Genomic DNA, 13324 nt, shown 5'->3' on the forward strand with positions numbered 1-13324 from the left:
GGTTTGGGTTGGAAGACAAAGTAGCCCAGGGCTGAGAAGAGCGCCGGCTCTCCCCCGTATCGGGAAGTGATCTCAGAGGAGGGGCCGCCGTGGACCGAGACAATAAGGGGGTACTTCTTACCCGCATCGTAGTTGGCAGGCAGGGTCAGCCAGCCCTGTACATCGAAGCTCTCGTTCTTCCACTCGATGGACTCAGCCTTACCGTTCAAGGGCTTCAACGTGTCGTTAAGGTGCGAGATTTGCTTCAGGTTCTTCATCTCGCCCGCCCAGACCTCGGGCGCCATATTCAAAGACTGGCGAATGAGCGCCATCTTTTTGCTCGGGATGGAAACAGAGACCGACATGGCCGATTGGCCGGAGCCGATCGACTCTGGCAGCGTGAGGTGATAGATCGGCATGTCCGAGCCCGAGGTGGAGAGGATCCCCAGGTGAGCCTGTCCGCGCTGGTGTTCGCTCACCACAAGGTGGGTGTTGTCAGCCCAGTCGATCCAGGAAGGAGTCGATTTGCGCCCTTCCGTGATGTTCCGGGCATCTCCACCCGTCGAGGGAACGAGGTAGACATCGCCGCCGTTCGAGCCCTCGTCGGACATGAGGCCGCCGATAAAGGCGATCGTCTTACCGTCGGGCGAGAAGCGGGGAACTGCGATCTGGAGTCCATGGAGCGGCCCTGGAGCCTTTTGAGAGTCGACAACGACCGAAGGAGGAGCGTAGTAGGCGGTGCATCCCTGCCCATCGCAGGCTTCTCCTGTTTTTTTGAGAGACAGGTTATAGAGTTTGGCGACCCACCAGTTGTTTTCTCCTGGAGGATTTGCCGCGATAAAGGCGATGTTCTGCGAATCGGCAGACCAGGAGAACTCATAGACATGCAGATTGGCAGGTGTGACGGCGTACTGCAGCCTGTGGTCGACAAGATCGACCTTCTCGACCCGCTGGATCTCGATGCCATCTTCGCCGATCACACCGGCTGGCGGCTTCATCGCCGAGGTGGCTCCCGCAGTACGGGTGGCGTTTTCGACAAAAAGAAAGGCGACAGAGTGTCCGTCGGGAGAGAAAGCCGGTTTGGTAAGTGCTCCCTTTAGTGTGCTGCGCTGGTAGAAATCCGGCAGAGAACAGAATGGCGGCGGCGATCGTACGCATACGTCTCAGAATAGTGGTTGGGAACCGGAAGTGGGAATGGTTCATATTCCGTTTATGGAAGAGAATCAGTTAGACGCTCCGAGCGTCTCTTGAGAAAGAGGAACTCCTTTTTGAAAACAACTCTGGCACGTTGTACGCGATTCGTCGGTTCCATTGTGCTTGCGGGCGGTCTAACCCTTTCACCGGCGGTACATGCAGAAGAAGTGCCTTCTTCTTCTTCGTCTCTTCCGGACTCCCCCCAACCGCAACAGCCGGCAAAGGTGCATTCGGACGATGGGCAGCAGACCAAGCGGATTCTCGGTATCCTGCCCAACTTCCGCTCGGTATCGGCGGATCAGGTCCTGCCTCCGCTCTCGCCGAAAGAGAAGTTCAAGCTGACGGCGCAGGACAGCTTCGACTACTCGGCATTCGCCTATGTCGGCATTGTGGCTGGGGTTGGGTTCGCGCAAAACTCCTATCCGGAGCTTCACCAGGGCGCTGCAGGATACGGACGCTACTACTGGCATAGCTTTGCCGACAATGTAGGCGGCAACCTGATGTCAGAGGCGGTGGTCCCGACGCTTGCACGGCAGGACCCGCGTTACTACACACTGGGTCATGGTGGGCTGGTAAAGCGCACAGGCTATTCGCTTTCACGGCTGGTTGTGGCGCGTACCGATAATAACCACCGCACCTTCAACTTCGGGGAGGTGGTCGGCAATGGCGCCGCGGCGGGAATCGCCGATCTGTATTACCCCGGCCGGGAACGGACCTGGACCAAAACTGGCCAGCGCTGGGTGACTGCAGTCGCGCTGGATGGAGTGAGTGACCTGATTAAGGAGTTCTGGCCGGACGTTAACCACAAGCTCTTTCACTCCCACTGAAAAACGGTGCGATGGCGGTCGGCTGTCCGGCGCCAACAAAATTGACTCTTTTTACACTTCTTGGTATTGTTTGGAGGTTCCGCGTATTTCCGGAACTCGTCCGCGTGTGGGCAGAAGTGAGCTCCGGGCGGCGGGTAGGGCAGGAAAAGCTCTGTGCGGGAGGGATCACTGGGAATAACCGGTGGAAAACCCTGTGCGAAATTCCGGATAGAATAGAGATATCGCAATGTTGAGGCCAATGGTCTTGGCGGATGCGAACCCCTCGATCGAGCCTGCGACACCCTCCTCCCGGGATGGGCTATGTGGGCCGGAACAGCGAAACGGAGTCGGGCTGGTCTGCAGGCTGCTTTGAGTGAAAGCTCAGGGTGTGTTTGCGGGCGGAGAGACCTGGCCACCGTCGACTGTTATTCGCTTGGTTGGTTGGTTGTGCCCTGTGGCTGCGGTATTGGGCCGTGGGTAAAAGGAATGCGAAGCTGTGGCTTCGTCCAGGTGCCTGGAAATGGTGTCTGGAGATTTTGCGCGAGCGCGCAAGGTTTGGTTGGACGGCGGTTCTGGGGCTTATTGCGGGCTCCGGACTTGCCGGTTAAGTAGTTTGGAAGCGATTTGCAAGGAGTTTTAGAGTGCCTACGTTTCATCAGCTCGTAAAGAAGGGCCGCACGGCGCCCCGCTACAAGACGGCCAGCCCTGCGCTGCAGGGTTCGCCCCAGCGYCGTGGAGTCTGCACCCGTGTGTACACCCAGACCCCGAAGAAGCCGAACTCGGCYCTGCGTAAGGTGGCTCGTGTCCGCCTGACGAACGGAATCGAAGTGACGACGTATATCCCGGGCATTGGCCACAACCTGCAGGAGCACTCGATTGTGCTGATCCGCGGTGGCCGTGTGAAGGATCTGCCGGGTGTTCGTTATCACGTCGTACGCGGCACGCTGGATTCGGTTGGCGTCGCCAATCGTAAGCAGAGCCGTTCGAAGTACGGCGCCAAGCGCCCGAAGGCCGCTGCGAAGTAGTCGTTGAGTGTTAGCTGCTGAGGGTCACGGATGTGGCCTGAGGCAAAAAGCCTGGTTGCTTGAGAAGTTGACGGCTCCAGGGGAAGAAGAGGAAGAGAAGGAATGCCACGTAAAGGTCATATCTCGAAGCGGGAAGTTGCTCCGGATCCGGTGTATAGCTCCACCCTGGTAACGAAGTTTGTGAACAGCATGATGTGGGGCGGCAAGAAGTCGACTGCCCAGAACATCTTCTACGAGAGCATGAAGAACCTCGAGGCCAAGGGTGGCGATGAGGCAATCAAGCTGTTCAAGAAGGCCGTGGAGAACGTGAAGCCCCTGCTGGAAGTGAAGAGCCGCCGCGTGGGCGGCGCCAACTATCAGGTGCCGATCGAAGTGAACCCGGAGCGTCGTACTTCGCTCGCAATCCGCTGGCTGGTGACCTTTAGCCGTTCGCGTGGTGAAAAGGGCATGGTCGATAAGCTGACCGCCGAGCTGCTGGATGCGGCTAACGGTCGCGGCGCCGCGATGAAGAAGAAGGAAGACGTTCATCGCATGGCTGAGGCGAACAAGGCCTTCGCTCACTATCGCTGGTAGTTCCGTCTGCGGCGGGTAATACCCGCCGCAGGCAAGAAATAAGAGTCGTACCGGTGCAGCAATGTGCCGGAGTCAAGTAGGAAGCAACCGCGGGCGAAAGCTCGCAGAAGAGAAGAACTAAAGTGGCACGCACGATCTCGCTGGACAAATGCCGCAACATCGGCATCATGGCCCACATCGACGCSGGTAAAACGACAACGACGGAGCGCATCCTGTTCTATACGGGTGTGAACCATCGCATCGGTGAGGTGCACGAAGGCACTGCGACCATGGACTGGATGGAGCAGGAGCAGGAGYGCGGCATCACGATTACCTCGGCCGCGACGACCTGCTTCTGGAATAAGTACCGCGTCAATATCATCGATACCCCGGGCCACGTGGACTTTACGGCTGAGGTGGAGCGTTCGCTGCGCGTGCTGGACGGCGCGGTCGCCTGCTTCGATGCTGTTGCCGGCGTACAGCCTCAGTCGGAGACGGTGTGGCGTCAGGCTACCAAGTACCGCGTTCCGCGTATTTGCTTCATCAATAAGATGGACAAGAACGGCGGCGACGCCGAGCACGCAACCCAGACCATCAAGGACCGTCTRGGAGCCAAGGCCGTGATGCTGCAGATTGCCGTCGGCGCCGAGGCGAACTTCAAGGGTGTGGTTGACCTGGTTGAGATGCGCGCCATTCTGTGGCACGACGAGACCATGGGCGCCAAGTACTCGGTCGAAGAGATTCCCGAGAATCTGAAGGAGAAGGCGACTGCCTTCCGCAATCAGCTCATCGAGACAGTTGCCGAGAGTGATGACGTTCTTCTGGAGAAGTTCCTGGAAGGTCAGGAGCCGACGGTCGACGAGCTGAAGTCTGCCATCCGTAAGGCAACGATCGGTATGCATATCTTCCCGGTTCTGATGGGTTCGTCCTTCAAGAACAAGGGTGTGCAGACGCTGCTCGATGCTGTGGTGGACTACCTGCCGAGCCCGCTGGACGTTCCTCCGATTGAGGGTATTGATCCCGACAATCCAGAGAAGAAGCTGATCCGCAAGTCGGATGACAACGAGCCGCTGGCTGCTCTGGGCTTCAAGATTATGACCGACCCGTTTGTCGGCCAGTTGATCTTCGTCCGTGTGTACTCGGGCGCTCTGAAGGCCGGCGATACCGTGCTGAATCCACGTACCGGCAAGACCGAGCGTATCGGCCGCCTGCTGAAGATGCACGCCAACAAGCGTGAAGAGATTACGGAGATCCTGGCCGGCGATATCTGCGCCGCCGTGGGTCTGAAGAATCTCGTCACCGGCGACACTATCTGCACAGAGAAGAGCCCGATCGTTCTCGAGTCCATCGACTTCCCGGATCCGGTTATCTCGGTTGCGGTAGAACCGAAGACCAAGAGCGACCAGGAGAAGATGGGTATGGCGCTGGCGAAGCTGGCGCAGGAAGATCCCACCTTCAAGGTGCACACGGATCCTGATTCGGGTCAGACCATCATCTCGGGTATGGGCGAGCTTCACCTCGAGATCATCGTCGATCGCATGATGCGTGAGTACAAGGTCGAAGCGAACGTCGGTAAGCCACAGGTTGCGTATCGTGAAACGATCCGTCAGCAGGCTGAGGCGGAAGGTAAGTACATCCGTCAGACCGGTGGTTCGGGTAACTACGGCCACGCCAAGATCCGTATCGAGCCGAACGAGCCTGGTAAGGGCTACGAGTTCAGCAACGATATCAAGGGCGGCGTGATTCCGAGGGAGTACATCAAGCCGATCGACCAGGGAATCCAGGAAGCGCTGCAGGGCGGTGTGCTTGCCGGCTTCGAGATGGTCGATATCAAGGTCTCGCTCTACGACGGCAGCTACCACGACGTCGACTCGAACGAAATGGCCTTCAAGATCGCCGGTTCCATGGCGTTCAAGGAAGCCGCCAAGAAGGCCAAGCCGGTACTTCTGGAGCCGATGATGGCTGTCGAAGTAACCGTGCCCGAGGACTACATGGGTACCGTGATCGGCGACCTGAACTCCCGCCGCGGACGTATCGAGGGCATGGAGATGCAGGGCGGCCAGCAGGTGATCAAGGCGACGGTTCCGCTGTCGACCATGTTCGCTTACTCGAACAACCTGCGTGGATCGACACAGGGACGCGGCAACTTCTCGATGCAGTTTGCACACTATGAAGAGGCTCCGCGCTCGGTATCGGAAGAGATTATCGCCAAGGTACAGGGCAAGCAGTAAGCCTGAAGTCAAAGACAGATTCAAGGATTCTTAGAAGCTAAGGACGGAGAAGAAGATGGCGAAGGARAAATTTGACCGGTCGAAGCCGCACGTAAACGTGGGAACGATTGGACATATCGATCACGGTAAGACGACGCTGACGGCAGCGATCACGAAGGTCCTGTCGAAGCACAATCCGAAGAACGCGTTCCGTTCGTTTGACACGATTGATAACGCACCTGAGGAGCGTGAGCGTGGYATTACGATCTCGACGTCACACGTGGAGTATGAGACGGCGAACCGTCACTATGCGCACGTGGACTGCCCSGGYCACGCYGACTACATCAAGAACATGATCACSGGCGCMGCGCAGATGGACGGCGCSATCCTSGTRGTSGCMGCSACCGAYGGYCCGATGCCGCAGACCAAGGAGCACGTKCTSCTGGCYCGCCAGGTMGGCGTWCCGTACATCGTGGTGTTCCTGAACAAGTGCGATGCGGTTGAGGATCCTGAGCTGATCGACCTGGTGGAGATGGAAGTGCGTGAGCTTCTGTCGAAGTACGAGTTCCCGGGCGATGACGTTCCTGTGATCCGTGGTTCGGCTCTGGGCGCGCTGAATGGCGAAGCTCAGTGGGAAGCCAAGATCGACGAGCTGATGCAGGCCGTGGACGATAATGTTCCTCAGCCTGACCGTCTGGTCGACCTGTCGTTCCTGATGCCGATCGAAGACATCTTCTCGATCTCTGGCCGTGGAACYGTGGTGACGGGCCGTATCGAGCGTGGCAAGGTGAAGGTCGGCGAGGAAGTGGAGATCGTTGGTTTCCGCGATACYCGCAAGACCGTAGTCACCGGCGTAGAGATGTTCAAGAAGCAGCTGGATGAGGGTCTGGCGGGCGACAACGCCGGTCTTCTGCTGCGCGGTGTCGCGAAGGAAGACGTGGAGCGCGGCATGGTTCTGGCCAAGACGGCTTCGATCACCCCGCACACGATATTCAAGGGCGAGGTGTACGTTCTGTCGAAGGAAGAGGGTGGCCGTCACACGCCGTTCTTCTCCAACTACCGTCCTCAGTTCTACTTCCGTACGACCGACGTGACGGGCACGGTCAAGCTGCCTGAGGGCCGCGAGATGGTGATGCCTGGCGACAACGTCAGCCTGGAAGTAACGCTGCACACGCCGGTAGCCATGGAGAAGGGCCTCCGCTTCGCGATCCGTGAGGGTGGCCGCACCGTCGGTGCAGGCGCCATCGCCGAGATCGTCAAGTAGTCCTGCGCGGACGGCGAAAGCTGTCCGCGAAAACAACCGAATTAGGGTGGCTGGTGGAACAGCACCAGCCACACCTCAACGAGATCTTTGCAGCAGGAAAAGAGAAGAAGATGGCAGGACAACAGAGAATCCGGATTCGCTTGAAGGCTTATGACTACCGCGTGCTTGACACGTCGACGGGCGAAATCGTTGAGACGGCAAAGCGTACCGGCGCACAGGTAGCGGGACCGATTCCCCTTCCCACGCTGAAGAACAAGTACTGCGTTCTGCGTTCGCCCCACGTCGACAAGAAGTCGCGCGAAGCCTTCGAGATCCGTACGCACAAGCGTCTGATCGACATTCTGGAGCCGACGCAGCAGACAGTGGACGCGCTGATGAAGCTTGACCTCCCGGCCGGTGTGGACGTAGAGATCAAGACCGTTACCAAGTAAAAGTTTTGTAGTGAAAACCTACAGTGCTCTGGGAAGATAGCCGGCGCATGATGAGGAGAGAAGAAGATGGCAGTAACTGGAATTCTGGGCAAGAAGATTGGCATGACGCAGGTGTTCGACGATAAGGGTGAGGTTCACCCGATCACCGTGTTGAAGGCTGGCCCCTGTGTAATCACGCAGCTCAAGAGCCTGGCGAAGGACGGCTACGAAGCCGCCCAGATCGGCCTGGTTGAGTTCGTGAAGGCGAGCAAGGTGAACAAGCCGATGACCGGCCACTTTGCCAAGAGCAATGTTCCTCCCGTGAAGTTCGTGAAGGAGGTTGGCCTCGAGGCCGCCACTCCCGCGGCTGAGGGTGAGGATACAAATGGCGTGAAGGCTGGCGACCGTATCATGGTCGACATCTTCGCCGACGAGAAGTTTGTAGATGTGATCGGTACCTCGAAAGGCCGCGGTTTTTCCGGCGTCGTTCGTCGTCACCGTTTCGGCGGCGGCCCCAAGTCGCACGGTCACATGTTCCAGATCCAGGGTTCGATCGGCGCTTCGTCGTTCCCCAGCCGTGTCTTCCCGGGTCAGCGTATGCCGGGTCACTACGGTGTGGATCAGGTCACGGTTCGTAACCTGCGTATCCGCGGCATCGACATCGAAGAGAACCTTCTGATGGTCGAGGGCGCCGTTCCGGGACCGCGCGATGGTTATGTGCTGATCTCGAAGGCCAAGCATCCGCCGCGTGAGCGTCGTGGCTTCGGTGGTTCGGGTACGGTTGACCCGCTGAAGGCTTCGAAGAAGGCTTCGGCTGGTAAGAAGAAGTAAAGCTTGACTGTCCAGATGATGCACTTCGTGTGCTTCATCTGGACGGTAGATCCATCGGCTGCGGGGCTATAGGCCTGACTGCGGGATGAAAACAGACAGTAAGTTACGGTCTCCGCAATGGAACGGAGCCAAAAGGAAAAGAAGATGGCAAACATCAAGGTTGTGAATCTGAGCGGAGATCAGGTCGGCGAGTTTCAGCTTGCTGACGAGGTCTTCGGCGCAGAGGTGAACGAGGCCCTCCTGTGGGAGGCGGTGAAGCACTACCGTGCGTCGCTGCGCCAGGGAACGGCTGCTACGAAGAACAAGAAGCTCGTTTCGGGCTCAGGCAAGAAGCTGTGGAAGCAGAAGGGTACTGGCCGCGCCCGTGTGGGTTCGGTTCGTTCGCCGATCTGGCGTCATGGCGGTACGGTTCACGGACCTCAGCCGCGCAGCTATGAGTACCAGTTCCCGAAGARGAAGCTGATGGGCGCTCTGCGTTCGGCTCTTGCGGCCAAGCTGGCCGACGGCAAGCTGACGGTGGTTGACACCCTTGAGGTGAAGGAGCCCAAGACCAAGCTCTATCGCCAGGCTCTGGACAAGCTGGATGCCAAGAAGACGGCTCTGCTGGTCGAGTCGGGCAAGAAGCTGACGGACAACCTGTTCCTCGGTTCCCGCAATCTGGATGGCGTCGAGCTGGTGCTTAGCTCTGAGGTTCATCCCTACGATCTGCTGCGCTACGAGCATGCAGTCTTCTCCAAGGACGCCCTGGAGGCGCTGCAGGAGACGCTGAAGAAGTCCGTATCCAAGCGCAAGCCCGCTGTGAAGGAGGTCGCATAAATGCCGACCCTGTATACGACGATTCGCCGCCCTCTGATTACCGAGAAGGGCATGGGCGTGAAGGAGACCGAGGGGACGCTGGTATTTGAAGTGGCTCCCGAGGCGACCAAGACCGAAGTGAAGCAGGCTGTTGAGGCTCTCTTCAAGGTGAAGGTTGCCACTGTACGTACGAGCAATGTCACGGGTAAGGAGCGCCGCCGCGGACGTTTTGTCGGCTATCGCCCTGACTGGAAGAAGGCGTACGTGAAGCTGAAGGCCGGCGAGAAGATGCCGGATTATATCGACAACCTGTAAGGCCATAAGCCCGACAGGGAAGAGTCAACCGAACGATTCAAGACGCCAGCCGCGAAAACAATATGCGGCTGGCCTCAGGCAAGGAAACAGAGACAATGCCGATCAAGACATTTCGACCGATTACGCCGACACTGCGCTTCCAGACGAAGGCTACGCTGACGGCGAAAAGCGCTACATCATTCAGCCGCTTGGCCTGAAGGTTGGCCAGAAGGTGATGAGCGGCCCCGAGGCCGACATCCTGATCGGTAATGCTCTTCCGCTCAAGAACATTCCTGCCGGTACCACGGTGCACAATGTTGAGCTTCGCCCTGGCAAGGGCGCACAGATGGTGCGCTCTGCCGGATCGAGCGCACAGCTCGTCGCCAAGGAAGGTGACTACGCTCTGCTGAAGTTGCCTTCCGGCGAGACCCGCAAGGTGCTAGTTGAGTGCATGGCAACCGTTGGCCAGGTCGGCAACACCGACCACGAGAACATCTCGATCGGTAAGGCCGGTGCGAACCGCTGGCGCGGTATCCGTCCCACCAACCGTGGTGTCTCGATGAACCCTGTCGATCACCCGCACGGTGGCGGTGAGGGTAAGACCTCCGGTGGACGTCACCCTGTGACTCCGTGGGGCCAACCGACCCGTGGCTACAAGACCCGTAACAACAAGCGGACCGATGCCTTCATCGTGAACCGCCGGACCAAGTAAAGGCGAGGATAAGAGATATGGCACGTTCGATGAAGAAGGGCCCGTTTATCGACGCCCACCTGATGACGAAGGTTGAAGCGATGAACCAGGCGAATGACAAGAAGGTCATCCGCACCTGGTCGCGCCGCTCGACCATCTACCCGGAGTTCATTGGTCACACCCTTGCTGTTCACAACGGCAAGAAGTTCATCCCGGTCTACGTGACCGAGAACATGGTTGGCCACAAGCTGGGTGAGTTTGCAGCGACGCGCACCTTCAAGGGACACGCGGCGAAGACCGAGTCGGCGGCGAAGAAGTAAACGATCAGCGGAGCGCTTGGCGCTCCCGAAGATAAGAGAGAAGAGTTATGGCACAGGCAGCAGAACAGACCCGCGAGTTTCGCGCAGAAGCGAAGTTCCAGCGGACCAGCCCGCAGAAGGCCAAGCTGGTGCTGGATCTGATCAAGGGCAAGCGTGTTGAGGCGGCGTTGACCACCGTGATGTTCACCAAGAAGCGCATCGCTCCGCTGGTGGAGAAGGTGCTGCGTTCGGCGGTGCAGAACGCAAACTACCTGTCACAGGAACAGGGCCTCGATGTGGATGTGGACAACCTGTATGTGAAGCAGGCTGTCGCGAACGAAGGTCCGCGTATGAAGCGTATCCGTCCGGCTCCGATGGGCCGCGCGTATCGCTACCAGCGCCGGCTTGCGCACATCATCATCACCGTAGCAGAGAAGCAGCGGGCCGGTGCGGCTGCAGGCTCTGGCGCGGCTGAGGTGAAGGCGGCTGCTCCGAAGAAGGCTGCAAAGAAGRCGGCGGCCAAGAAGGCYCCSGCGAARRMGGCGGCAGCGAAGAAGGCTGCCAAGTAACGCAGGTTTAGTTAGATTTGACCGCGACCGGCCGAATAGATGGACCGGCGCGGATGGAGTGAAGGGATAGCTTATGGGACAGAAAGTCCATCCTTACGGATTTCGCCTCGGCGTAAACAAGCCGTGGAAGTCGCGCTGGTTCGTGGAGCGCGATTATGACAAGCTGCTGGTCGAGGACGTCAAGCTGAAGGCGGAACTCCGCGAGAAGCTGAAGGCCGCCGGTGTGAGCTCAGTGGAAGTGGAGCGCCCCGGCAACAAGCTGCGGCTGATCATCCGCACGGCCCGTCCGGGCATCATCATCGGACGCAAGGGCGCTGAGATCGACAAGCTGAAGGCCGATATCCAGAAGCGCACTAACCGCGAGGTGTTCATTGACATCCTCGAGGTCAACAAGCCTGAGCTGGATGCCCAGCTGGTCGCCGAGAACATCGCACTGCAGCTCGAGAAGCGCGTCAGCTTCCGTCGTGCAATGCGTAAGAGCGTCGACTCGGCGTTGCGCTTCGGTTGCAAGGGAATCAAGGTGCGTGTTTCCGGCCGTCTGAACGGTAACGAAATCGCGCGTTCTGAGTGGTATCTGCAGGGTCGCCTGCCGCTGCACACGTTGCGCGCCGATATCGACTACGGCTTTGCCGAAGCTCGCACGACCTACGGTGTGATCGGCGTGAAGACGTGGATCTACCGTGGCGATATCTACGAGCAGAAGAAGCGCCGCGATCAGGCTACGACTTCGGGCGTGTTCTAAAGCAAGGTTATGGGCTGCCGGAGAACTCCGGCAGTCAGTTGGATGATTTTGACGAATCAAGTATTGCCGGTGAAAGGCGAAGTAACCGGCAGCTAAGAGCGAAGAGGGTTTCACTATGTTGATGCCAAAGAAAGTTAAGTTCCGGAAACAGCAGAAGGGCAAGATGCGCGGCAAGGCGTGGCGCGGCTCGACGCTGAGCTTCGGAGATTACGGTTTGAAGGTGATGGAGTGCGGTTACATTACCGACCGCCAGATCGAAGCCAGCCGTATCGCAATGACGCGCTTCATCAAGCGCGGCGGCAAGGTATGGCTGCGTCTGTTCCCCGACAAGCCGATCACCAAGAAGCCTGCCGAAGTCCGTATGGGTTCCGGTAAGGGTGCTCTGGATCACTGGGTTGCGGTTGTTCGTCCGGGCAAGATCCTGTTCGAGATGGAGGGTGTTTCACCCGAGATCGCGAAAGAGGCGATGCGCCTGGCGTCCAACAAGCTGCCGCTGAAGACGACGTTTGTGCAGCGCCACGACGTGAAGGTTGTTGCCGCCAAGTAACACGGGCAGGCGACGGGATAAGAGAGAAGAGTTATGGAACTGAACAAGATTCGGAATCTGAGCGATACGGAGCTGACGACCGAGGCCGACAAGGCCTCCGAACAGCTGTTCCGCCTTACGTTTCAGCGCTCACTGGGCAACAACGAGGGCGTAAAGAAGCTGCGCGGGCTGAAGAAGGATGTCGCCCGCCTGAAGACGATCTCGCGTGAGCGCCAGCTGGGCGTCCGCGGAGCCGCTGCCGTCGAGGCTTCGGCCGAGCCGGTGAAGGCGAAGAAGGCGGCCAAGAAGGCAACCAAGAAAGCAGCGAAGAAGGACTAACCCATGGCAGAGACCCAAGTACAGCAGAACGAGCAGGCGACGCGCCGCAATGAGAAGGTCGGCCAGGTAGTTTCGACCAAGATGCAGAAGACCATCGTGGTTTCGGTCGAAATGCGCAAGGCTCACCCGAAGTACAAGCGCGTTGTGAAGTCCAACAAGAAGTTCTATGCGCACGACGAACAGAACTCGGCCCGCGTGGGCGATGTGGTCCGCATCCGCGAGACCCGTCCCACCAGCAAGCTGAAGCGCTGGGCGCTGGAAGAGATCGTCCGCCGCTCGGCCCTGGCCCAGTTGCCGGATGTCAAGGAAGCTGCGGCTGAGTAATTCCGGCCCGAACGACGAGAGCCTGCGGCGGAAGAGCCAGCAGGCTGACTGAGGAGAACGAAGATGTCCGTTCAGATGAGAACGATTCTTGATGTGGCCGATAACTCCGGTGCACGCCGCCTGCAGGTGATTCTGCCGCTCGGCGGCGGTCTGGGGAAAAAGGCCGGCCTTGGCGACGTGGTCACCGCCGCGGTGAAGGAAGCCGCTCCGGATGGCACCGTGAAGAAGGGCAAGGTTGTAAAGTGCGTGATCGTGCGGACCCGCAAGGAGTCGCGCCGCAAGGATGGCACCTACATCCGCTTTGACCAGAACGCGGCCGTTGTGATCAACGATGCCGGCGAGCCGGTGGGTACCCGCGTCTTCGGTCCCGTCGCTCGTGAGCTGCGCGAGAAGAAGTTCCTGAAGATCGTCTCGCTGGCCCCTGAGGTCATCTAAGCAATATCCTGGCTGGTTCGAAGCACACCGCTTCTGAAC

Annotated in this window: 17 protein-coding genes and 1 pseudogene; 17 read left to right on the forward strand and 1 reads right to left on the reverse strand. The window is 58.8% G+C overall.

Annotated features, from left to right (window positions below; all coding sequences use genetic code 11):
• A partial coding sequence (locus AB4043_RS05555) for a S9 family peptidase (protein ID WP_442306642.1) occupies nucleotides 1-977 on the reverse strand: 977 nt, incomplete at its 3' end.
• Nucleotides 978-1247: 270 nt separating this feature from the next.
• Between AB4043_RS05555 and AB4043_RS05560 the strand changes: the two genes are divergently transcribed.
• The 17 genes and pseudogenes from AB4043_RS05560 (at nucleotide 1248) to rplN (ending at nucleotide 13285) form a co-directional block, all read left to right on the forward strand.
• Nucleotides 1248-2000 carry a hypothetical protein gene (locus AB4043_RS05560; RefSeq protein WP_442301363.1) on the forward strand — a complete coding sequence of 251 codons (753 nt, stop codon included), beginning with the start codon at nucleotides 1248-1250 and terminating at the stop codon, nucleotides 1998-2000.
• A gap of 620 nt (nucleotides 2001-2620) precedes the next feature.
• On the forward strand, nucleotides 2621-3004 hold the full coding sequence (gene rpsL / locus AB4043_RS05565) for a 30S ribosomal protein S12 (RefSeq protein ID WP_147648595.1): 384 nt from the start codon (nucleotides 2621-2623) through the stop codon (nucleotides 3002-3004).
• 102 nt (nucleotides 3005-3106) lie between these two features.
• Nucleotides 3107-3577, forward strand: coding sequence for a 30S ribosomal protein S7 (rpsG, locus tag AB4043_RS05570; RefSeq protein ID WP_442301364.1), 471 nt, complete (start codon nucleotides 3107-3109; stop codon nucleotides 3575-3577).
• 122 nt (nucleotides 3578-3699) lie between these two features.
• Nucleotides 3700-5787 (forward strand): elongation factor G, encoded by a 2088-nt coding sequence (fusA, locus tag AB4043_RS05575; protein WP_442306643.1) that lies wholly within the window; start codon nucleotides 3700-3702, stop codon nucleotides 5785-5787.
• A 55-nt stretch (nucleotides 5788-5842) separates the two neighbouring features.
• Nucleotides 5843-7030: an elongation factor Tu gene (gene tuf / locus AB4043_RS05580; protein ID WP_442306644.1), complete on the forward strand. Its 1188-nt coding sequence runs from the start codon at nucleotides 5843-5845 to the stop codon at nucleotides 7028-7030.
• A 110-nt stretch (nucleotides 7031-7140) separates the two neighbouring features.
• Complete coding sequence (gene rpsJ, locus AB4043_RS05585) at nucleotides 7141-7461, forward strand: 30S ribosomal protein S10 (protein ID WP_147648591.1); 321 nt, start codon at nucleotides 7141-7143, stop codon at nucleotides 7459-7461.
• Nucleotides 7462-7527: 66 nt separating this feature from the next.
• Entirely contained in the window at nucleotides 7528-8271 is a 744-nt protein-coding gene (gene rplC / locus AB4043_RS05590; RefSeq protein ID WP_442299341.1) for a 50S ribosomal protein L3, read from the forward strand.
• Between the two features lie 144 nt (nucleotides 8272-8415).
• Entirely contained in the window at nucleotides 8416-9087 is a 672-nt protein-coding gene (gene rplD, locus AB4043_RS05595; protein ID WP_442306645.1) for a 50S ribosomal protein L4, read from the forward strand.
• Nucleotides 9088-9381 (forward strand): 50S ribosomal protein L23, encoded by a 294-nt coding sequence (locus tag AB4043_RS05600; protein WP_147648588.1) that lies wholly within the window; start codon nucleotides 9088-9090, stop codon nucleotides 9379-9381.
• Nucleotides 9382-9532: 151 nt separating this feature from the next.
• Nucleotides 9533-10072 (forward strand): annotated as a pseudogene (gene rplB, locus AB4043_RS05605) (50S ribosomal protein L2); the annotation flags it as partial.
• Between the two features lie 17 nt (nucleotides 10073-10089).
• Entirely contained in the window at nucleotides 10090-10371 is a 282-nt protein-coding gene (rpsS, locus tag AB4043_RS05610) for a 30S ribosomal protein S19 (RefSeq protein WP_147648586.1), read from the forward strand.
• A 47-nt stretch (nucleotides 10372-10418) separates the two neighbouring features.
• Nucleotides 10419-10919 carry a 50S ribosomal protein L22 gene (rplV, locus tag AB4043_RS05615; protein WP_442306646.1) on the forward strand — a complete coding sequence of 167 codons (501 nt, stop codon included), beginning with the start codon at nucleotides 10419-10421 and terminating at the stop codon, nucleotides 10917-10919.
• A 73-nt stretch (nucleotides 10920-10992) separates the two neighbouring features.
• Nucleotides 10993-11661 carry a 30S ribosomal protein S3 gene (gene rpsC / locus AB4043_RS05620; protein ID WP_442299345.1) on the forward strand — a complete coding sequence of 223 codons (669 nt, stop codon included), beginning with the start codon at nucleotides 10993-10995 and terminating at the stop codon, nucleotides 11659-11661.
• Between the two features lie 115 nt (nucleotides 11662-11776).
• Nucleotides 11777-12208 carry a 50S ribosomal protein L16 gene (gene rplP / locus AB4043_RS05625; protein WP_442299346.1) on the forward strand — a complete coding sequence of 144 codons (432 nt, stop codon included), beginning with the start codon at nucleotides 11777-11779 and terminating at the stop codon, nucleotides 12206-12208.
• A gap of 33 nt (nucleotides 12209-12241) precedes the next feature.
• Nucleotides 12242-12526, forward strand: a complete 285-nt coding sequence (rpmC, locus tag AB4043_RS05630; RefSeq protein ID WP_442299347.1) for a 50S ribosomal protein L29 — start codon at nucleotides 12242-12244, stop codon at nucleotides 12524-12526.
• Nucleotides 12527-12529: 3 nt separating this feature from the next.
• A complete protein-coding gene (rpsQ, locus tag AB4043_RS05635; protein ID WP_147648581.1) occupies nucleotides 12530-12850 on the forward strand; it encodes a 30S ribosomal protein S17 in 321 nt (106 codons plus the stop codon).
• Nucleotides 12851-12913: 63 nt separating this feature from the next.
• Nucleotides 12914-13285, forward strand: coding sequence for a 50S ribosomal protein L14 (gene rplN, locus AB4043_RS05640; RefSeq protein WP_442299348.1), 372 nt, complete (start codon nucleotides 12914-12916; stop codon nucleotides 13283-13285).
• Nucleotides 13286-13324: the final 39 nt, after the last annotated feature.

The sequence above is a fragment of the Terriglobus sp. YAF25 genome, from assembly GCF_052113305.1.
In the GTDB taxonomy this organism is placed as follows: Bacteria; Acidobacteriota; Terriglobia; order Terriglobales; family Acidobacteriaceae; genus Terriglobus.